Annotated in this window: 5 protein-coding genes; 3 read left to right on the top strand and 2 right to left on the bottom strand. The window is 71.0% G+C overall.

What is annotated here, in order from left to right:
* Positions 1 to 684: 684 nt before the first annotated feature.
* Positions 685 to 1,539 (top strand): HD domain-containing protein, encoded by an 855-nt coding sequence (locus KKR89_RS09950; RefSeq protein ID WP_208195205.1) that lies wholly within the window; start codon positions 685 to 687, stop codon positions 1,537 to 1,539.
* Between the two features lie 783 nt (positions 1,540 to 2,322).
* Here KKR89_RS09950 and KKR89_RS09955 read toward each other — a convergent pair.
* Entirely contained in the window at positions 2,323 to 2,526 is a 204-nt protein-coding gene (locus tag KKR89_RS09955; RefSeq protein WP_208195206.1) for a hypothetical protein, read from the bottom strand.
* Between the two features lie 229 nt (positions 2,527 to 2,755).
* Between KKR89_RS09955 and KKR89_RS09960 the strand changes: the two genes are divergently transcribed.
* Both KKR89_RS09960 and KKR89_RS09965 read left to right on the top strand, forming a co-directional pair.
* Positions 2,756 to 10,621, top strand: a complete 7,866-nt coding sequence (locus KKR89_RS09960) for a SpvB/TcaC N-terminal domain-containing protein (RefSeq protein WP_214765477.1) — start codon at positions 2,756 to 2,758, stop codon at positions 10,619 to 10,621.
* A 48-nt stretch (positions 10,622 to 10,669) separates the two neighbouring features.
* Entirely contained in the window at positions 10,670 to 20,893 is a 10,224-nt protein-coding gene (locus KKR89_RS09965) for a Tc toxin subunit A-related protein (protein WP_214765480.1), read from the top strand.
* Positions 20,894 to 21,794: 901 nt separating this feature from the next.
* Here KKR89_RS09965 and KKR89_RS09970 read toward each other — a convergent pair.
* On the bottom strand, positions 21,795 to 22,712 hold the full coding sequence (locus tag KKR89_RS09970) for a hypothetical protein (RefSeq protein ID WP_208195209.1): 918 nt from the start codon (positions 22,710 to 22,712) through the stop codon (positions 21,795 to 21,797).
* Between the last annotated feature and the right edge of the window lie 866 nt (positions 22,713 to 23,578).

The following is a 23,578-nucleotide window of genomic DNA, read 5'->3' on the forward strand; positions in this document are numbered from 1 at the left end:
TCTCCCGCTGCGGGTGCGCCGTCAAGACCTTGCGTCTAGGCGGCACCGCATCCGCGGCTCGCTCGAGCTGGTTGGGGGCTACCGGGGCGAGGCCGGACGGGACGCCGGTCGCTGCAGGTAGTGCAGTGATATGTCGCCTGCGGGTTCGCGTGGTTCGGGAACTCCGTCGCTCTCGATGGGAACACGCGGGCTGTCGGCGCCCAGGCGACGCAGGGCTTCCGCGGCGCGGTCCACGTGTGCACCCGCGCCGGTGAGGTCTGGATGCTGGCGTGGACAAGGCGAAGGAACGCAATGCCGCGGACGCGCCGAAGTCGAAGCCGAGTCGATCGCCTACGTCGTATTCGCCAGCGCCGGCCTCGACCCGGTCTACTCGCTGCCCTACATCGCCGGCTGGTCCGACGGGCCACCCAGACGCGTTGCGTTTGAGCGCTACTCAAGTGCTCACCGTCGCCCGCTCGATTGGCATTCGCGACGTGCCGAGGTACGGCACGAGAAGCTTGTGGGCCGGATTTGGGATCCGCGACGATGTCGAGCCTGGCCCAGGACGGGCTCCGGCACCGGATCTCTGGTGAGCCGCCAAGGCTCTAGCGGAGGCTCTGGTGTGCGCAACCTCGTTCCCCCTGGCACGCCCGACGCGCACTCAGGCAGGTGCCGCGTGGCGTCCGTACGGAGCCGGGTGAGAGAGTGGGACTGCTCGTCAGTGATCGCCTCGCCGGAGGTGCAGCGTTGTCCTACGTCGGTTCCGATGCTTGGTGCCGGAGCACGGCAGGCGTGCTGCGACCTCGCGACAAGGCCGAGCTTGTTCGACTGGCAGCCGTGCTGGCTGTGTCTCAACTTCCCGGCTATGCGTTGTACCGCCTCCGCGTGCCCCCCGTCCGACCGCGAGGCACTTTCCAGTTCGCGGAACCGGACGGGGTCGCTGCGAGGACTGCGCGAAGTCAGCTTGCCGCTATCGCCGAGCCGTACCTGGTGAACCACAGCCTGCGCACGTATCTGTTGAGCAAGTTCATCGGCGAGCGCACAGACCGGGAGTTCGACTGCGAGCTGCTTTACGTGGCGAGCCTCGCGCACGACGTCGGGATCCTCGACGCGGGCACGACTGCGACGGGCGATGCACCTTGCTTCTCGATTCGGAGCGCCGACTGGGCAACTGCCATCGCACGCAGCGCAGGGTGGGAGGAAAGCCGCATCACGCGCCTCCGAGATGCCATTACGCTCAACCTCAATGGCATGGTTGCTAGAAGGCAAGGTGTCGAAGCACACCACTTGATGCGGGGCGTCCTCGTCGATGTCGTCGGCTTCTACGCCTGGCGGGTCCCGCGCACGGCTCTTGCCGGCCTGTACGAGAGATTTCCGTTGCTGGATCAGCGGCCCGAGCTGTCGTCCGCTTTCGTGGTCGAGGGCGACCGACACCCGCTCTGCCGCGCACACTTCTCGATCGCGTGCGGTTTCGGGTTCTGGATGCGGCATGCTCCGCAGCCGCCTCCGCCCCATGACTCACCCGGCGGAGTCGAGGTTTCGCGGCGCTCGGGCGACTAGCGGGTCGGCATGCTCGCGCGCAGATCGGCGCCAAGCAGCGCCCTAGCCACCCGCGGCCAGCAGGTTCGTGAGGTCCTTGAGGTTCACGACCGCCTCTGGGCATGACTCAATGGCCCTTGACACGCGTGGGTGGGGCGGGCATTGACGTCGGCAAGGGCCCCCGCTCGCTGCGGCGCGTCTTGCGCAGGAGTGCGCGCAACCCTCCCTTGTCCCGATGGATCAAGGAGGAGCGATGCACCCTGCTGAAGAGAATGAGCGACACGAAAACGTGCAGCCCTGAGGATGTGTGGCCGAGCTCCTGGGGACATCCGGATGGTGGGTGCGTGAACAGGTGCGCCGTGGTCGCGTCGAGCACCTACGTCTCGTGGTCGCCGGACCCGGTTCACGCAGAAGCAGGTAGACCAGCTCGTCGAGCTCGCCACCGTCCAGCGCAGATTGGCGCCGTCCCCGCAGATGCGGGCGCCCACTAATGCTGGGGCGACTCTCGGAGCTACCCAACGGTCCGGCATTCGACACATTTCGGGAGGTCGCCACTCCCCCGAGCCAACGGGATCGAGGCGCCGTCCCCGGCGGGGGTGGCACCGACCGATCCAGATCGACGACATCCCACGAGGCCCAACGGAACCGCAGGTCACGGCGCTAGCCGAAGAGCATGGCCTGACGCGTAGCGGGATTGCGCCCTTCCGCTCATCCGAGCCCCTGCGGGTGCGCTTGAGCGCTGTACCTGATGTGTGCGACGCAGGCGGCCTAAGTGGACTCTCATCCGGCGAGCGACGTGTGATGTCAGTCGTCGTTGCCCTCGCGGACCCGACAGGCAATTCTCGGCTCGACGTGGCCGATCTCATGTCCGGCGTCGATCGCAGTCACGCGGACCTCGCCCTGCCGCTCTGTCACACGCCTCCGGCAGCCACGAAGGGTCGACGGCGAATGGGTCATGTAGAGGATCGTCGCCCCGGCGAAGCCGCGCCGGGAGAGGTGCTGGCTCACCGCACGGATGGGCGTCGGCGCGGATGCTCCTTGACGCGGGCAGCCGATGGGTGGAGCGTCACCACCATCGTTGGTACTTGATCCGTGGTGCGGTCCCATTGGGCAGCGCGCCGCAAGGGGGGCCATGAACCGCGGACATCCTGTCGGCACGCCCACGCCCGACACTCAGGCGGGAGTATCGCCGCCGCCGCAATCTCTGTCCCTCCCGCGAGGCGGCGCCATTCGCGGCATGGGCGAGAAGTTCGCGGCCAATCCGGCGACGGGAACCGGCTCACTCACCCTCCCGCTGCCGCTGAGTCCGGGCCGGGGGGGCGGCCAACCCCAGATCACCCTGAGCTACGACTCCGGCGGGGGCAACGGCCCCTTCGGTCTGGGCTGGAGCCTGGACGTGCCGGCGGTGACCCGGAAGACCGACAAAGGCCTGCCGACCTACGACGACGCCGCCGAGTCCGACGTCTTCACGCTGGCTCGGTCCGAGGACCTCGTCCCTGCCTACCGCCTTCGGCCGGACCGCACCGTCAAGCGGGACGCCAGCGGGCGTGCGGTGCGTGATGTCGAGGAGCGGGGCGGTTACCGGGTCGCGCGGTACCGGTCCCGCACGGAGCGCACGTTCTCGCGCGTCGAGCGCTGGACCAACATCACCGATGCCGCCGATGTCTTCTGGCGCGTCGTGTCGCGCGACAACGTCGCGTCCGTCTTCGGCCGGGATACCGGCTCCCGCATCACCGACCCCGCTGACCCTGCACGGATCTTCAGCTGGCTGCTCAGCGAGACGTCGGATGATCGCGGCAACGTCGTGGAGTACATCTACCGCGGCGAGGACGGGTCGGGGGTCGACCTCAGCGACTCGTACGAGTCAGCCGAGCGCTTGGCGCAGTGCACGGCGAACCGGTACCTCAAGGAAATCCGATACGGCAACGTGGTATCTCGGCTGCATCCCGACCCGCCCTCGGACGCAGCCGGACGGTGGCACTACCGCGTGGTCCTGGACTACGGCGAGGGGCACCTGGAGCACCTATCAGCGGACCCTGGCCGGCCCGAAAACGAGCAGCTGTCGAGGCTTCGCGCGTCACCGACGGCCGGCACCCAGGCCCCGATGCGCCCTGACCCGTTCTCGAGCTACCGAGCGGGATTCGAGCTGCGCACCTACCGGCGGTGCAAGGCAGTGCTGATGTTCCACGCCGAGATGCCCGGCACGGACGGCTTACCCTTCCTGGTCCGGGCCCTCGAGCTCGGATACGACGACGCGCCGGCGGGGCTAACCACGCGGGAGCTCCTCACCCATCCCGGCAGCACCCCGTTCGCCTCCGTGCTGACCTCGGTCACCGAGCATGGCGTCGTGCGGCCGTCAGACCCGGTCGTCGCGGGACCCGACGCGTCCACCTGGACGACCTACGTCCGGCAGTCGCTGCCGCCCGTCAGGATGCGGTACGCACGACCGCCCGTCCAGCGCGAGGTGCACAGGCTGCCGCCGGAGAGCGAACACCCCCGCCCTTTCGGCTCGTCGGGCGCCACGACCTGGGTGGACCTCGATGGCGACGGCATACCTGGGGTGCTGTGCGACAAGGCCGGCGCGCTGTGGTACCAGCGAAACGAGGGTGGCGGACGGCTGGCTGCCCCCACCCTCCAGAGCACTCGACCCGCTGGCGGCCTCGAGGGCGGTCGCCAGCTGCTCGACCTGGGGGCCGACGGGCACCTGGACCTGGTGGACCTGGAGGGCCCCACCCCGGGCTTCCACGAGCGGACGACGGACGGGAGCTGGGCCCCCCACCGGGCATTCGCCTCCCTACCGGTGCTCGACTGGACCCAAGCCACGCTCGACTTCGCGGACCTCACCGGTGACGGATACGCCGACGTGCTGCTCACCGATCCCGATCGAGAGGTCTGGTTCCCGTCGCTCGCCGAAGACGGTTTCGGCCCGGCACGCCGGGTGATGCGGGCACAGCCGTCGGGGGCAGAGCCGTTCGCGATCGAACCAAGCAATGATGCGGCCCTGCGCGTCGTGGACCTGACCGGTGACGGGCTCGGTGACCTCGTCCGAGTGCGCGACGGGGAGATCTGCTACTGGCCCAACCTCGGACACGGCCGGTTCGGCCGCAAGGTCGTGATGGGCAACCCCCCGCACCTGGGCGCTGACGAGCCGTTCGACCCGGCGCGCGTCCTCTTCGCCGACCTCGACGGGACCGGTGCGAGCGATATCGTCCTGCTCCGCCGAGGCGGTGCGGAGCTGTGGTTCAACCGGTCCGGCAACTCCTGGTCCGACCCCGTGCCCCTGGGCGGCTTCGCGGTGCCTGACGGCGTGTCGTCCGTCGTGGTGGCGGACCTGCTGGGTCGCGGCAGTCCGTGCGTCGTCCGGTCGTCGTCGCTTCCCGCGGACGCGGGCGCACCGGTGACATACGTCGACGTCTTCGGTGGTCGGAAGCCCTACCTGCTCGTCGGCGTGGCGAACGGCCGCGGCGCCGAGACGGAGATCACCTACGTGCCGTCGACCGACTTCGCGCTCCGCGACCGCGCCGAGGGCAGCCCGTGGCTGACCCGGCTCCCATTCCCCGTCCACGTCGTTGAGCGCGTGGAGACGGCCGACCGGATCAGCGGAAGCAGGTTCATCACCCGATACGAGTACGCCCACGGACTCTACGAGGATCGCGAGTTCCGCGGTTTCGGCCGGGTCGATCAATTCGACTCCGCCGAGCGGGATGCGGGCGACGGGTCCCCGCCCGCCGACGGGGTGGTCGCCACGTCGCCTCCACCGGTGCTCACCCGGACGTGGTTCCACACCGGCGCGTACCTCGACCGCGACCGCATCTCCACGCTCTACGCCGGCACGGTCTTGGAGCCGGGTGAGTATTACCGCGAGCCGGGGCTCACCGGCGCCGCCGTGCTGGAGCGCCTGCTCGACGACACCCCGCTACCGCCGGGGCTGAACGTGTGGGACGAGTCCGAGGCCTGCCGTGCCCTTCGCGGGGCCATGTTGCGCCAGGAGGTCTTCGCCCTCGACGGCACCGACGGAGCGGGCTTCCCGTTCGGCCACCCCTATCTCGTCGTCGAGCAGAACTTCACGCTGCGACGCGAGCAGCCACGCGAGAACAACCGGCACGCCGTGTTCTTCGCCCATCCGCGGGAGTCGTTCTCGTACCACTACGAGCGCGAACCCGAGCACCCGCGTGTGCTGCACGACCTCACCCTGGCGGTCAACGAGTTCGGTGACGTCACCCGCTCCGTCCGCATCGCATACGGGCGGGCTCCGGACTCGTCTCTCCCGTCCGCGACCCAAACCATCCAGGCTACCGCCATCGCACTATGCACGGAGACGCGGTACACCGCCTGGCCCCTGCCGGGCGCGCCTGCGGGAGAGCACCGCGCGCCCGCACCATGGGACACGTCCACCTGGGAACTCACCGGCCTCAACCTGCCACCGGGGGCGGTGCTCAGCATCGACGACGCGGCCCTGCTGACCGAGGCCACCGAGATCGCGCCGCACTTACCGGCGCCGGTCGGTGCCATCCGGCGCCGGCCGGTCTCGCGTGAGCGCACGCGGTACCGGCGCGACGACCTGACCGGACCGTGCCCCGACGGCTTCCAGGACCTCCGGGGACTGGTACACGAGCGTTACCGGCTCGCGCTGACGCCCGAGGTCATCTCTGCGTCGTTCTGCCGGCCGTCAGGCGCGGGCGGGGCACCCCTGATCCCGGATCCCGCCACGGTGCTGCCCGTCGACGCTGCGACCGACGCGGCGGCGGACCGCGGCGGGCACGTCGACCTCGACGGGGACGGCCGGTGGTGGGCTCCGTCCGGCCGCGGGTTCTACGCCCCGCCGGGCACGGATCCCACCGCCGAGCTCGACACAGCACGACGACACTTCTTCCTGCTGCGCCACCAGCGCAGCCCGTTCCACCTGCCCGGCCGACCGGCCGAGACGCTCGTCGACCACGACCTCTGTGACCTGCTGCCGGTGCGGACCACTGACGCGGTCGGGAACGTGTCGACCGTGGAGAACGACTACCGCGTGCTCGCACCTACGGTGCTCACCGACCCGAACGGGAACCGCACGGCGGTCGCTTTCGACGCGCTCGGTCTCGTGGTGGCCACGGCGGTCACGGGCAAGGATGGCACCCCCGGCGACACGGTGGATGACGTCGACGCGCTCCTGACGCCTGCCGCCGTCCGGCGTGCGCTCGAGGCGCCGCTGACCGACACCGCCACGCTCCTGGGCTCGGCCACCACACGGCTGATCTACGACCTCTTCGCATACGGCCGCGCTGCCGTTGCCGCACGTCGAGAGCCGCTGGGCGTGCTCACGATCTCACGGGAGACGCACACCGGCGACCTGGTGCCCGGCGCTGTCTCCGGGGCCCTGCACGTGCTGACCTACCACGACGGGCTCGGCAGGGATCTGCAGTCCAAGACCCGTGCGGAGGGCGGTCCGGTGCCCGAGCGGGACGCAGCAGGACGGATCGCCGTCGTTGCTGGCCGTCCCCGGATGACTACCCAGCCCGCGGAGCCGCGCTGGGTCGGGAGCGGGTGGACCGAGTACGACGCCAAGGGCGACCCCATTCGCGTGTTCGAGCCGTTCTTCTCGGACACGCACCGGCCGGACTTCGATGTCGCGATCGGCGTGGCCTCCCGCCAGGTGTACGACCCGCTGCGGCGTCTGGTCGCCGTGCTGCACCCTAACGGCACATACGAAAAGGTCGTTTTCGACGCCTGGCGCCATGCCAACTTCGACGTCAACGACACCTGCGCCCCGACCGCCGACGGCCTGCAGACCGGCGACCCGCGGACCGACCCGGACGTCGCACCGTTGGCCGCAGTCTTCCTCGGAGAACTGGATCCTGCGTGGACGACGTGGTACGCACGGCGCCGCAACGGTGCCCTCGGCCAGGCCGAACGGATCGCCGCGGAACAGGCCGCCGCGCATGCCGGGACGCCGACGACGACCTACCTGGACCCCCTGGGTCGGACGGTCCTGAGTCGCGCCTCTCTCGGGCTCGATCCCCAGGGCGAGCCGGTCCTCCTGGACACCCGGACAGACCTGGACGTGCAGGGCAACGCCCGCGCGGTCGTCGATGCCCTGGGGCGCACCGCTGCCCGCTACTCCTACGACCTCCTGGGCAACCGCCTCCGGGTGGAGACCATGGACGCCGGGACACGCTGGTCACTTACTGACGTGACCGGCCAGGAGATCCGGCTATGGGACTCGCGGGGACACGTGACCCGGTCGAGCTACGACGTCGCGCGGCGACGGCGCGCCGTTGCCGTGCGTGGCACGGATGCCGCGCAGTCCGACCCACGCACGCTGGCGGCGGAGGTCGTGGTCGCCGCCACGGAGTACGGCGAGGACGCTCCCGACCCGGCCGGCCGCAACTTGCGTGGTCGGGTGCACCGGGAGCGCGACGGAGCCGGCCGGGTCACCGTGGAGTACGACGGAAAGGGGAATGTGGTGCTCACCACCCGGGAGGTCACCACCGACCATCGCGCCCTGACTGACTGGGCAGGGACTCCGGCCGTTGGGGCCGGTGCGGTCGCCGGCACCCGCTACGACGCGCTCAACCGCCCCGTGCAGCTGACCGGCCCGTCCCTGCCGGGTGCACCGGTGCCGGTGGTGCAGCCGGTGCACGGCGTGGGCAACCTCCTCAGCCGGGTCGACGTGTGGCTCGCGCGGCCGACACGACCGAGCGGCGTGCTCGACCCGCGGATCGAACCACCCTCGGGCGCCGGGATCACCCGTCTGGAGCACGATGCCCGGGGCCGGCGGATGCGCGTCGTGCACGGCAACGGCGTGGTGTCCAACTACGTGTATGACCCCGACACGTTCCGTCTCGCCGCCGTGTACACGCGCAGGGGGCCGGCCTTCGCCGAGGACTGCGGGGGGGATCCGCCGCCACCACTGACGGCCGCGCCCGAGGTTCGCCCAACCGGTGTGCCCTGCGGTGTACAGAACCTGCGCTTCACCTACGACCCGGTCGGCAACGTGATCCGCGTCACGGACGACGCGCAGCAGCGCGTGTTCTTCCGCAACGCCGTGGTGGAGGCGACCGCCGACCACGTCTACGACGCGGTCTACCGCCTCGTGCAGGCCACCGGCAGGGAGCACGTCGGTCAGGCCGGCGGCACCCCGACATCCCACTCGTTCGCGGACGCGCACCGCACCGGACGTCCCCACCCGCAGGACGGCGGCGCGATGAGCCGGTACTGCGAGACCTACGAGTACGACGCGGTCGGTAACCTGGTGACCCTGCGGCACGCGGTCGCCTGCCCGGGCGCCGAGACGTGGTCGCGCTCCTTCCGGTATGAGGAGACGAGCCTGCTGGAGAGCGGTGCCGACGGCACGGCCCGACGCTCCGGCAACCGGCTGACCGCCTCGACCGTCGGCGGCAGCATCGAGGTCTACAGCGCCGCCGGGACGGGGTACGACGGGCACGGCAACCAGCGCACGATGTCGCACCTGCAGGAGCTGGAGTGGGACCACGCGGACCGGTTGCGGGTCACCCGTCGACAGGCAGTCGGCCCCGGGGACGCCAGCGGGGTCGAGCGGCAGGCCGAACGGACCTTTTACGTGGACGATCGCGCGGGGCGGCGCGTGCGCAAGGTCACAGAGCTGCCCGGCGGCGCGATCAAGGACGAACGCGTCTACCTCGGCGGGGTCGAGGTCTACCGGGTGCACGCGGGCGCCGATGCCGGACTAGTCCGCGAGACGCTGCACGTGATGGACGACCAGCAACGGATCCTCCTCGTTGAGACGAGGACGGACACCGCCGGTGCGGAGCCGGTGGTCCGGTACCAGCACGGGAACCTGCTCGGCTCGGCGGTGCTGGAGCTGGACGAGTCCGGCGAGATCGTCTCTTACGAGGAGTACACGCCCTACGGGAGCACGACGTACCAGGCCGTGCGAGCGGACGTGCAGGCGAGCCCCAAACGCTACCGGTACTCCGCCCGGGAGCGGGACGAGGAGAGCGGGCTGTACTACCACGGCGCGCGCTACTACGCGCCGTGGCTCGCGCGGTGGACCGCGGCCGATCCGTTGCTCCTCCGGGACTCCCCCAACGTGTACCTGTACGCGCTGGCGAACCCCGTGATCGCGAAGGACCCCAGTGGTGGGCCGGTCTGGCTCATCCCGGTGGTGATCTACCTCGGCTGGCGGGCATTGGAGTCTGCGGCCGAGACGGGTGTCGAGGCCGGGATCGCCAAGGCGACCGGAGAGGAGGACTTCAGCCCGCTAGGGAGCTTTGCCAAGAACATGGCGGTGAACTCCGTCGTGGGCCTCGTCCCGGGCGCGGTCGAGGCCAAGGTCGCCACGAAGGTGGCTATCTACGGCACCAAGCTCGCAGTCCGCACCGCGGGCGACGCCACGTACGACACGCTGCGCGGCAAGGGTGACTTCGGCGAGAACCTCCTCAAGAGCGGCGCGGGCAACATCGTGGGCGACGGCATCGGCGCCCTCGCCAAGAAGGGAGCCGGGAAGATGTTCTCCAAGGCGGTCGACAAGGTCGGAGACCCCGTCGCCGGCACGTCCGTTGCCAAGGGGACACAGCAGGCGGCAAACGCGGCCGGCACGACCGTCCAGAGCCCGGTGACCATGGACTCTCTATTCGCAGCGGCTGACGGCGCTGTCCGCGCCGCGCGGCAGAACGCGGCCCCGGCCGTCGCGGCCGCGACGCTCGGCCGAGTCGGGACGGTGAACACCCGCGCGGGCTTCCGCCAGGCGGTGATCGACCTCATCGCCGCGGACCCCCAGCACCCGCTGAAGTTCCTGCTGAACCCCGCGGGCAGGCTGCGAAACACGACGGCCGCCGGGGTGACGCAGGATGTGCTCTTCGACAACCCCGAGATGATCGAGGCGGGGCACGTGCTGAGCTCGAAGGCGTTGACCGGAGCCTTGCAGGGCACGGACAAGTTCGCGGTCATGTCCGGGTTCTGGAACCGGTTCATCAGCGGCACGATCGAGCACCCATCCAAGGGCGGCACCCACATGGCGGTGGACGAGGTGATCGACATCGGTGGCATCCCGGTGCACTTGCAGACCGCGGCTGAGTGGATCCAGCGTGGCCTGCTCGACTCGGACCTCGTGGCAAAGGCCCGGCGGGTCGTCTACTGACCGACCGTACGTGCGCGAAACCGACCGACCGCACCAGGAGGTGCACCGATGAGCGACGAGACGACGGGGACCGGCGAGACCGAAGATCGTGTGCTCTACACGGTCACGGGACACGTGCTGCGGCCGGGCGGGGACGGCGGGCCGGCAGCCCCTGTCGCGGGCGTCCGGGTGCGCGCTTTCGACCAGGACCTCGCCGAGGCGCGACCGCTCGGTGAGGCCGTCACGGGCGCCCAGGGCCGGTACACGATCACGTTCGCCGGGCGGTACAGCTCGTCGCGACCCTCTTCGCCGGGACCCGACCCGGTGGCGCTTCTGCGGCCCGGCCGGCCGGCGGAGCGCGCCAAGGACGGCCCGGACCTGTGGGTCGCCGTCTTGGGCCCCGACGACGGCGACTTGCTGGCCCGCTCACCCGTGCTGACCGACTCGGGGCCACACATCGAGCAGGACCTCCTCCTGGAGGACCCCTCCGCAGACGGCTCGGAGCTGGACCGGCTGACCCGGTTCCTCGCGCCACGCCTCGGGGGGATGTCGCTGCAGGCGCTGGACGACGATCAGGTCGCCGCAGTGGCTCAGGACCCGCGTCTGGCTGCGCCGGAGGTCATGGCCGCGGCAAGGGCCGCCCGGCTGACCGACCGTGCAATGGAGCTGGCGGCCCGGCACGGCATCGAGGTCGGCGATGAGGCGGCGCAGCTCTTCGCCGGCCTGTACGCGGCGAGCCGGGTCGAGGCGGTGCCGGCCGCGGTCGACCCGCTCGCGCGGGACGACCAGTGGTGGGCAATGACGTGGGCTGTGGCGGTCCGAGACGGGCGGGTCGCCGTTCCCGCCGGCGGACAGGACGGCGTGCTGGGCCTGCTCGGTCGGCTGCGCCGCGCCCAGCGCCTCGAGCCCGCGCCACCGGGTACGGCGGCGAGCCTCGGAGACCTCCTCACCACGCTTCCCGGCGGGCTCGACGACACCGGTCGGGCGACCGTCGCCGCCGAGCTGGACGCCGACCCGGGAGACCTGGGCGGGCTGCGAGCAAGACTGCTCGACGCCCACGGCTGGACGGCTGGCACCGTGAACTCCGTGCTGCGGGCCGTGGGTCTGGGCGAGATCACCGGCGGTCACGCCCCTCTCGTCGCAGCGCTCGGGCGGCCGGACCCCGACGACGCCGCCGCGGCTTTGGCGGACCTGGCACCTCTGGGCAGGTCGCAGTGGGCCGAGCTGGTGGCGGCCCACGGCGTCCCGGTCCACCTGGACCTGCCGGGCGACGGAGTGGGTCCCTACGTGGACCGGCTGCTGCACGACGTCGAGCAGCGGATGCCGTCGGCGTACCTGCGGGCCCGGGTGGAGGACGGCCGGATCCCCGTGGCGGAGCCCGCCCAGGTGGCGCGATTCCTGGCTAACGCGCAGACGTTCCGCCTCGGCGACCAGCCAGTCCTCGGGCGGTTCGCGGCCGCCGTGGACGGCGACCTTGCCGGCATCGCGGCCGAGGCCGTTCCCACGGTCCAGGCCGAGCTCCTGCGGATCGAACGGCTTGCCCGGGTCAGCCCGTCGCTCGAGGTCGCCGAGCGGCTGCTGGCCGGCGGATGGAGCTCCGCGCTGCAGATCGCCTCGGTCGACCGCCGTCGGTTCATTGAGGAGGTCGGCGACGGCATCCCCGGCGGCGCGGAGGTTGCCTCCGCCGTGCACGAGCGCGCGGCCGCGGCCAGCGCCACGGCGTCGGCCCTGTTGCTGTCACAGGCACCGGGGCTGGACCGGACGCCGCTCCTGCCGGTGCTTCCGATGCAGACCGACGTGGCGCCCGTACCGGATGCGGACCCGGCGGCCGCCACCCTTCGCTCCGCACTGGCGGCCGGCGGCCAGACCGCCACGCTGGAGCTGCTCTTCGGCTCGCCGGACACCTGCGGGTGCGCAGGATGCGCGTCGATGTACAGCCCCGCCGCGTATCTCGCCGAGCTGCTGCAGATGCTCGACGGCGGCCAGCACAACACGGCCGGCGCGAGCCCGCTGGACGTCTTGCTGGCCCGTCGCCCGGACCTCGCCGAGCTCGAGCTCTCGTGCTCCAACACCGAGACGGTCCTGCCGCTCGTCGACATCGTGCTCGAGCTGCTCGAGTCGTCACTCGCGGGCGACTCCTTCTGGAACACCCTCGCCCGCGGCACGCGGACGGCCGACGGCACCATCGACGACTGGGGGTTCGACGCGGACCTGGACGCCGGGAACCTCCCGCAACAGCTGCGCGACGACCTGGCGGATCTCGGGATTGACGTGGGCGCCTCGGCGGACGTCACGACGATGCCCGTCGAGACCGGCAGGCGCTGGCGCGTTGCCGGCAACGGCTGGCGCCTTCACCTTCGCGGTGGTGCCAACCCTGCCCGGCTTCGGCTGACCTTGTACCCACAGTCGATCCCCGCGGCCGCCGGCGACGCAATCCCGCGGCAGTACGTCCAGTGGGCCTACGAGCCCCTGCGGTACGCCCGTTTCCCGTGGGCCCTGCCGTTCGACCTCGCCGAGGCCGAACGCGACGCCTGGCTCGAGCGCCTGCGGGTCAGCAGTCGGCAGGTGACCGACGCCTACGCCGGCAGCGACCGGTGCATCCGCGTGGACGCCGCATGTGCGGTGCTCGGCATCGGCCAGGGCGAGCGCCGGCTGCTCCTGGAGGCCCCGTCGGACCCCTGGATCGACTGGGGGTTGGATGTCGAGTCCACCATCGACGAAAACGGATACCAGCGCCTGTGGCTGGACGAGCTGCGGCGGGTCCGCACGCTGCGGGATCGCACCGGCCTTGATCACCGCGAGCTGCTCGACCTGCTCGACAGCCGGTTCGTGCAGGCGTCGCCCGGCCTCGCCGCACCCATGGTCCTGACCGGCGACGAGTGCGACACCACGCGGATGTTTGTAGGCGACGGGTTTCCCGGCGGTCGGCTGACGGCGTCCGTCGCACGTCGCATCCTGCTCTTCGTGCGGCTCGCCCGCCGGCTCGACTGGACGTTTCGCGAGCTCGACTGCGCGATCCGTGGCCTGGGTCGGGTCACGGAGCCGGACCTGCCTGTGCCGCCAGGGAACCTCTCGTTCGAGCACTTCACCGAGGCCTTCGTGGTGCAGCTCGCGGGCGTGCAGCGTCTACGGGAGGCCACGTCGCTGCCGGTCGAGACCGTGCTGAACCTGTTCCGCGACGAACTGGACACCCAGCGATACTGGGACCACACGGTGTCGCCGCCGCGGCTCGCCCCCTCCTTCTACGAACGATTGCTCAACGAGCCGGCCGTGACGCGACCCCGGGCGCCCGGGCTCGAGCTCAACGCGACCCGGGACGGGCTCAAGGCGGTGCCACCGGGCACCGGTCTGCCGCTGCTGCGCCTGAGCGACTACGCCGACGAACTGGCGGCGTCCCTGTCGTGCCGACGCTCCGACGTCGTCGCGGTGCTGCCGCCCACAACGACGTCCGTCCCGCAGGTGTTGCTGGGTGCAGCCAGCGGACCGGCGACTGTCGACGGGGCCTGGGTCGAGCTGCCCGGGTCGGGCGCGCGGGTCGACTGGGTGGTCGGTCGGCCGACGGACGCCACCACGCAGGTACGCGTGACGGTCCAGCAGCAGCTCCCCAGCGGCGCTGCGGCCGACGTCAGCACGACCATGGTGGCCCGCGGAAGCCAGGACTGGCGCCGGGTACGCGTCGTCCTGACCGGCGGCGAGCGGCGGGTGCGCGTCCGGGCCGAACGCGTCGCCGGAGCCGGCTCGGTGTGGTTCACCGCCCAGGTGACCACGGGTAGCGGCCTGGTCGAGGACGTGCTCGACCTCGGAGCCCTCAGCGCCCTGAGCGCCCACCTGTTGCTCGCTCGCGGACTGCGGATCCCGGTAACGGACTACGTGACCCTCGTGACGATGAGCGGCATCGGACCGCTGGGTAGGCCGGCGCGGGCGCTGGAGCTGCTGGACGCCCACCGCCGGACCCGGCAGGCCGGGCTGACGGTCGCGGAGCTCGACGTGTTGCTCCGGCACCGGTACCGGTCCGCCGAGGAGGAGGAGCAGGCCGACCGGGAGCTGTCCGCGCTGCTCGGCACGATCCGGGAGAGCCTGCGCGTCGAGGAGGCGTCGCTGACGGGCACCACCGAGACCGCCGTATCGCTGACGGGGCAGCTGCTGCTGGAGCTTGGATGGCCGGAACGGCTGGTAGACCTGGTGCTGAGCGCCGAGGTCCTGGATCGGACCTTCCCGGCGATGCACGCCGTCCGCCTCCCCACCCTGCCAGGGCAGCTTCTCGGGGTGCTGCCCGCCGGGCTGCGCTACTCGGGTGCTACCGGCCAGTTGGAGGTCTCCGCACCACCGCGACAGGCGGCCGTGCGCATGGCGGCCGCCGCGGCGACGCTACGGGCGTCCGCGGAGTACGCGGCCGCGACCGCGGAGCAGCGGACCGCGCTCGACGTGGCACTCGACGACCTCACCGCACGGACCGCCGCGACCTCGCAGGAGGTCGCCGCGGCGCTGGCGCCGCTCGCCCGCATGGCCGGAAGCATCCTCCCCCCCGTGCACACGGCCGGGCTGCGCGCGGACACTCTGCCGGGTGCCGCCATGCCCACGATCCCACCGCAGTGGCGCGGCAGCTTCTGGTGGGACCCGGTGACCCAGAGCTTGTGCTGGATCGGGCCGATGTCCGCGGGATGGCGCGACGAGCTCGCGGAGCTGGGCGGCACCCCCGCCGGCAGCGCGTACCGGGCGGCCGTGGTCGCGCTGTTCCAAGCCGCCGACGCCTACCAGCCGACGGCCACGAACTTGCTCGTCGCGGCGCCCGGTGCGTCCCCGGTGCCCGGGGTACCGACGCCGGAACGGCTGCTCGGCGAGCTGCCCGCCGCAGCCGACCGGTGCCTGGCGCTGCTCACCCGGGTGGTCCCGGCCGTCCGGGAGCGACGGGCCGAGGCGGTCGTCCGCGGCGTGCTCGGCGAGGCGTTCGGCGTCGACGAGGACCAGGCCGCGGTCCTCCTGGAACGGTTCCGGCACACCGAGGACGCCGTCACCCGCCCTCTGGTCGCGCGCGACGCGGAGCAGAGCTGGCTTCTCGCCCGGGACTTCCTCGGCGCCGATCCGGCCGTGTCGGTGGGCCAGGCGGCTTTCCCCGCCCAGCTTCACGCCCTGGGCCGGCTGGCAAAGCTCGCGATGGTCGCGGCACGGACAGAGCTGACGGCCCCTGCCACGGCGTGGCTGTTCGGCGGCTGGTGGCCGGCCGCCGGGTTGTTCGACCTCACGGCGCTGCCGCAGCGGCCCGTCGACGGTCCGGCGCCGGCGTGGTCCACCTGGACAGCCCTGACGACCGTGCTCACCGATGGGGAGCGTGCGCCGGACCGGACCGAGCTCGAGGCGATCCGCACGGCACTGTCCGCGGTCTCGAACCCGGCCACTCGGGCCGCCACGCTGGCCGCCGTCTTGGGCATCTCCGACGACGATGTCGTGCGGCTGACCAGCGACCTGACAGTGGACCTTGGCACCGGCGGGTGGACTCCTCCGGGAATGCTCCACCCCGAGCTGGTGTCCCGGCTGCTCACCTGCGCCGAGCTGCTCCGACGCACGGGCGCCGACGCCGGCACACTGGACGCCTGGCGGCGCCCCGCCACAACGGTCGGCGCGACCCGGGCCCGTCAACTTGCCCGAGCGGCGCTGAGCGAGCAGGGCTGGGCGGCGGCATCTCCGCCGGTGCTCGATGGTCTCCGCCTGCGTCGACGGGACGCCCTGGTGGCCTTCTGGCTGCGGGACGGGCGCCGCGACGCCGAGGACCTGTACGGGGACCTGCTGGTGGACCCGCTGACCAGTGCCTGCGCGATGACGTCCCGGGTCCGACACGCCATCGGCAGCGTCCAGCTGTTCGTGCACCGGATCGTGCTCGGCCTGGAGCCGGAGGTGCGGACGGACGCTGTCGACCGGGGACGCTGGGACGTCCTGCGCAGCTACCGCGTCTGGGAGGCCAACCGCAAGATCCTGCTGTACCCGGAGAACTGGATCGAGCCCGAGCTGCGCACCGACCAGACACCGCCGTTCCGCGCCCTCGCGGGCACCCTGACCCAGGCCGATCTCGACGAGCGAACCGCAGCCGAGGCGCTGCGGCTGTACATCGAGGGACTCGCCGACGTCGCCGGGATGCGAGTCGCCGGACTGTGCCACGAGTACGCCGACGACGGCTCACTGCGGACCACTTATGTCTTCGGACGCACCAGCTTCGAGCCGAAGACCTATTGGTACCGGCGCTTCACCCGGCCGGCGTCCGTGCGCCATGACGACCCCTCGGGGAGTTGGACGGCCTGGGAGCCGCTCGGCGTCGACGTCGAGGGTGAGCACTTGGTCCCGTTCATGTGGCGCGGGCGACTGTTCGTGGCGTGGGCGCAGCTCCGCCAGGAGGCGAGGCCGCCGGCCCAGGCGCCGGTGGCGGGTACGGTGGAGCAGCCGCGCAAGTTGTGGACCATGAAGCTCGCCTGGAGCGAGCGCCGCAACGGCCGGTGGACCGCGCGACGCGTCCACTCCGGACACCCCGCCCTGGCCAACGTCCTCCTGAGCGTCGACACCTGGCCGGAGGACACCATCTTCCTACGTCCGGTCGTCCAGGAGCAGGGCGTCGCGATCAGCGTCTACCTCAACCCGACCCTCTACTCCAACGCCGCCGCCGACACCCTGAGTCAGAGATCGCTGGACAGCGTGCCTGTCTTCACGTTCTTCTTCGACGGCGACGACGCGCGTCCCGCGGCCGGCTACTACCGGTACAGGCAGTCGCGGCTCGGGCAGCCTCCCGAGGACAACATCGGCTATTCCGCGGTGGAACCGGCGGAGAACCCCATCGCAGTCGACCTCACGACGTCGATCACCCCCCACCGGGCGATGACCGTTCCGCGACCGGCGGGCCAATTCTCCGTGCCGTCCGGCACTGGGATGTCGTCAGTCCTGAAGACCGCCCCCCGCCGTCTCGCGGTCGTCATGCCCGCCGACGAACCGGTGCTGCAACTGCAGGCCCCGTCCACGCTGCTGCCCGGTCTGGGCGGCCGCACGGTGCCGTTCGTGCTCGCCGACAGGGCACGGCAGCTGTTCGTCTACCCCGTGAACCGCCTGACCATGCGCTCGTTTCCCCCGCCGGTACCGGGATCCCCTCCGCTCATTTCGCTCGTGGACGAGCCGGGAGTGCACATCACCGCCCTCGACATGCCGCAGCTCGGGCGGTTTCGCCAGATCCTCGAGCGCCGGGGTGTCGACGCCGCCCTGGCCACCGCGACGCAGTACGAGCCGGAGGCGCCGGCCGGCGTGCGCGGGACCTTCGGGCAGTACGGGGCGGACGCCGCCGTCGTCCTCACCCAGCCGCTTGACGACGTCGTCTTCGCGCCGACTGAGCCGGCGGGGCCGTACAGCTGGGAGCTGTTCTTCCACGTCGCACTCGCCGCGGGGACGGCGCTCAGCCGCAACCAGCGGTTCGCGGACGCCCGCAGTTGGTTTCACCGCATCTTCGACCCCACCGACACCGGACCCGGTCCCGTCCCCGGTCGCTACTGGCGCTTCCGGCCCTTCCGGGAGATCGACGCGGGGCCGCCGATGCCGGAGCTGCTCCGGCGGCTCGCCGACAAGGACGACCACTCGCCGGAGAAGATGGCGCTGCTGGCGACGATCGCCGAGTGGCGGGAGCGACCGTTCGAGCCCCACGTCGTGGCCCGGCTCAGGCCGCGGGCCTACATGTACGCGGTGGTGATGAAGTACCTGGACAACCTGATCGCATGGGGGGACCAACTGTTCCGCCGAGAGACCATGGAGGCGCTCGACGAGGCCACACAGCTGTATGTGCTCGCTGCGCAGATCTTGGGCCGCCGACCTGAGACGATCCCGCCACGGACGCGGCCACTGGCCAAGTCCTATGGGGACCTGCGTCCGGAGCTGGTCGGGGACGCGGGAACACTGGGCAACCCGCTCGTCGTAGGGGAGAACATCCTCGGCTCCGGCGGCACGACGTCGCCCGCGACCGGTGCGCTGCCTCGGACGCTGTACTTCTGCGTCCCCGGTAACCCCAAACTGCTCGGCTACCACGCCACGGTCGCCGACCGGCTGAACAAGCTGCGCAACTGCATGACCATCGACGGCGTGGTCCGGCAGCTGCCGCTGTTCGAGCCGCCGATCGACCCCGGTCTCCTGGTGCGCGCTAGAGCCTCCGGCGTCGACCTCGGCTCCGTGCTCGCCGACGCCAATGCGCCACTCCCCCTGTACCGCTTCGCCACCATGAGCCGCACCGCGGCCGAGCTCTGCGGCCATGTGCGCGAGCTCGGCAGCCAGATGCTGTCGGCGATCGAGAAGCGCGACGGCGAGGTCATGAGCCGGCTGCGGGACGGGCACGAGCGGACGCTTCTGGCCAGCGTTCGGCAGGTGCGTCAGCTGCAGGTCGACGAGGCGCTCGCGAGCCTGCAGTCCTACCAGCCGGTGCTCACGAGCGCGCAGGAGCGGCTGGCCTACTACGCGGGTCTGGTGACCCAGGTGGGCGAGGTGTCCATCCCCGGCGGGCCAGCCGGGCCCACCATCGAGTCGATCGCCGGTGCAGCCATCGAGACCGTCACCAACACGCTCGGCTTCACGCAGTCGCTGATCTCCCAGATCGACCCGTTCTCCAGCGCCGCCACCGAACTGGTCAAGCAGGCGCTCACGCGCGCCACCGAGCTGATCCAGGGCGGCGTGCCGGAGGCCGGGGAGGCGACGGCCAAGGTCCCGATCAACGACGCCGAGAAGCGGCAGCTGACCGAGCTCCGCCAGGCCCGAGACAGCCAGGCCCGCGCCGCCGACATGAAGGCTGCCGCCCGGTTCCTGGCGATGATCCCGGACATCACTTTGGGCAGCTCGGGCGCCACGGGCTCCCCCGTGGTGACCGCGCAGCTCGGCGGCACCCTGCTCGCCAAGGCGGCCGAGCTGTTCGCCGCGCAGGCTGACGGCGCGGCGGCCGAGCACAGCTACCGGGCATCGGTCGCAGCGATCCTGGCTGGGCACCAGCGGCGCGCGGCCGACTGGGTCGAGCAGGCCAAGGCCGCAGCGAACGACATCACGCAGGCCACCCACCAGATCGCCGCCGCCGGGACCCGGGTCGCCATCGCCTCCGCGGAGCTGCGCAACCATGACCTCCAGGCCGAGCAGGCTGACGAGGTCGACGAGCTCATGCGCAGCCGATTCAGCAACCAGGAGCTCTACGCCTGGATGATGCAGCAGGTGGGCGACGCGCACTTCCGCAGTTACCAGCTTGCCTACGACGTCGCCAAGCGCGCGGAGCAGGCCTACCGGCACGAGCTGGGGGTCGACAGCACGAGCTTCATCCGGTTCGGGTACTGGGACAGCGTCCGGCGCGGGTTGAGCGCCGGCGACCACCTGCTGCATGACCTCAAGCGAATGGAGGTCTCGTACCTGAACGAGGATCGCCGTGAGCTGGAGGTCGTCAAGCACGTGTCGCTCCGACAGCTCGACGGCGCAGCGCTGCTCCGCCTGCGTGCGACGGGGACGTGCGAGTTCGACGTCCCGGAGTCGCTGCTGGACCTCGACTTCCCCGGCCATTACTTCCGACGGCTCCGGGACGTCGCGGTCTCGGTCCCAAGCGTCGCCGGGCCGTACACCGGGGTCAACGGCACACTCACGCTGCTCTCCAGCGTCGTGCGGAACCGGCCCGTAGCGTCCGGCGACTACGACGCTCCGGAGAATCTCGCCATCAGTCGGGTGCCCATCCAGTCGGTGGTGACCCACAGTGGTCAGGAAGACAACGGGAGGTTCGACGGTACCCGGCCCGACGACCGGTACGGCCCCTTTGAGGGCGCCGGCGCGCTGTCCCGCTGGCGGTTCACAATGCCCGACGAGTTCCGCGCCTTCGACTACTCGACCATCTCGGACCTCGTCCTGCACCTCCGCTTCACCGCCCGGGACGGCGGCGAGACGCTTGCCACGAAGGCTCGCAGGTCCCTGGCCGAGCGGCTTGGCGCGCAGGTGCGCGCCCGCAGCACCGAGGTCGGACTGGTGCAGTTGCTGCCGCTGGAGCTGGACTTCCCACGTGAGTGGCGGCGGTTCAGGGACGACCACGAGCCCTTGCTCTTGACCGTCACTGAACAGCACTTCCCGTACATGTTTCGTGGGCGGGTGGCCCCACACGCCGCCGCCCTGGTCTGGGACGGCGAATCGCCCGGGATCTCCGTCGATCCTCTCCAAGGCAACGATGACGCCCTGCCGACCTACACGCTTTCCTACGACGCCAAGTCCCCGCTCCTCACCACCAGCGATCCCCACCTGTTGGTCGCCTACAGCGTCTGATCGACTGTTCGCGGTCGAGTTCCACTCGCGGCGTCGTGACATCCCGGTGCTCAGCCTCAGCCGAGGCAGAGGTGACCGTCAGCGCCCAGGGAGGCCAACACTCCGGTTTTTCGAGCGACCCGTGGGATCAGCCGATCGCGGAGCTCATCTCCGACTTCCAGTTGCGCGTCGCGTTCGATGCGGACCATGTCCACGCCATGGCGGGCGTGATGCGCCCGCTCGGTGCCACATCCTCGGCTATGTCGTTACTCCGGCCCTGCTCGCCTGACTGGGTGCGCTCCACTACGAGTACCAGACCGAGCGCCTCCGCGGACCTCAGGAACGGGTCCGCCGTACTTACGCGCTTCGGCTCGCCTCCGTCGCCGAGGAGCTGAACCTGATCTCAGGTCCGACCGACATGCAGGCACAGGCCATCCATGAGGAGCGCAGGCTGCTCGCCCGCGAGATTGCCCTGGGGGCCGTCCCGCGCCGGGGTCGTCCCGGTCACGCAGCAGCACGTACTCGTCGACGTCGTACGTCGCGTCCTCCGCTCGCGCGAACCGCATCGGGACGACTCGGTCGTCCGGGTCACCGAGCAACGCGGCTGCCCGGTCGGCGTCGTCGGCGAGGTCCACAGCTGGCTCGACCTGCCCGTAGTCGGTGGCGATCATGTCCTGCCGGCGCAGGTGAGGGGCGCCGAAGGCGGATGCGGGCCGGGTCCCGACGGCCACTCCGTCCTGGGTCCGCACGCCCAGCGGCAGGGAACCTCGCAGCGCCAGCGCCGAGCCTGTCGGCGAGCCGAGCGGCGACAGAGGTCCAGGGACGCCGTCGTCTGAGCGTTGACTGGGTCGTGCCACGGCACGGTCCTGGTCAATCTCTGCCCCCCGGCCGCTCGGTCGCCGAGCACGCTGCTGTCGGTGAGTCAGTGGAGCCACGCGGCGCACCGCGAGACCTGGAGGAGGTACGGCTCGGTGGTGACCGTGTCCCCGTAGGTGGTGCCGAGGAAGGTCCCGTACGAGGTGATGGCGCCGGTCGGCGTGAGCGACGGAGGCGACGCGGAGGCCTCGACGCACCACACCCGGTGCTCGGGGCCGTTGATCAGCTGGCCGAAGCCCAGGACCGAACCCTCGTACGCGTCGAGGAACCCGGTGACCGGTGCGCCTGGGGGTGCGGTGATCGGGCCTGCGAAGAAGTTCCTGGTGACCACGTTGTGCGCGAGCCACGTGTACTGGTACGGCAAGGACGTCGTGGCGCGGGACATCTCCGCCGGGTCGAAAGCGAGCACGAGGGCCTGCCACTCGAAGAACATCGGGGCCGTCCACGCCGAGTCCCTCAGGACACCCCAATAGTCCAGCCAGAGATTCGGTGGCGTCACCGACAGGTTGTTGACGTGCGCCGCCACCCCGTTGAGGAGAAGGGGGCCGGCGTCGGTGCCGACGTCCCAGATCTGGGTCGCCATCCCGACGTAGTCCATGCCGACCGGGATCGCCCCGGGGAGGTACTTCGACATGCTGACCTCGGAAGTCCCGACCCCACCGGTGCTCACGCGGGCGATGTGCGCGACGCCCGAGTCGGTGCAGATGACGACGAACGTGACCTCCGCCAGCCACCCCTGCCCATCCGTGCTGAGCAGCGGGGTGATGCCGACCTCCAAGTCCCCCGTGCTCGCGTCGTAGGCGAAGGACTGGACGTTGACCGCGACGCGCGACACCGGTGCCGCGCTCGTCTCCGTCTGCAGCCGGTGACCGACCTCCGCCACCTCCACGAGCTCGAAGCCGGAGGCGACCCGCAGGGGTCCGCGAAACGGCTCGTGTCCGACGTAGCTGAAATACTGAAGCACTGTTCGTCCGGAAGAGCTCGTGAACTCCGCGACAAGGGTCGGCGGTCGCGTGTTCACTCGGTCCATCTCCATCCCTGGGTGCTCACTCCGCCCACCTCCATCCGCGACGCCAGCCATATAAATGTGTGGCTCCACGTCGGTACGGCGCGAGCAGCCGCGCGAAGGCGCCGGCGCGCTGCCCTTCGCGCGGTCACGGTGGGTCCGGGTCGAGGACCCCCGCCCGGGACACCGCCTTTTGACGGTCCGCCCTGGGGGACGGTGTGTCAAGCCGATTTGTCATTGCTTGCCCTGTGGGTTCCCGAAGGAACCGCCTGCAGTCTGTGGATCGACGGCACCTCCACTCCGACCGCCCCCAGATCCTCGGCGCCACCTCGAGTCGCCGAAGCCCGGCGAACCGCCACCGAGAAGGCCCGCACCCGCGAGCCGTTCGACAAACGCGCGATCTACCGGTTCACGCCGCTCGCCCGGAAGCGCGACAAGGCCGGCAGCCAACGGTGGAAGGACCGGCCCTGGCCGGGCGCGATGACGCCGACGACGATCGACGAGCGGCGGCGCCACCACGGTGCCGCCGGGGCTCGGTTGATCGCGCCTTCGGCGGTCGACCCTCTGCGGTGTCTTGCTCAATGACCGTCATTCCGGCACGCGCATGCGCGGCGAACACCCCGCCGATAGGCTGACGGACCGACGTCGGAGCAGAACGCGACCCTTCGACGGTCTCGGCGACCGGGATGCGTTCCGGGATCGGAGCGGGGACCCCTTTGGCGGTATCGCCGACCGGAGTCGCCTGTCGACGTTGGGCGGCCTCCAGTTCCGAGAGCCGAGCCTGAGCCGCCGCATCCCCCACAATGTCAGCATCCGGTCCGTAG

This window comes from Cellulomonas dongxiuzhuiae, assembly GCF_018623035.1.
GTDB lineage: Bacteria > Actinomycetota > Actinomycetes > Actinomycetales > Cellulomonadaceae > Cellulomonas > Cellulomonas dongxiuzhuiae.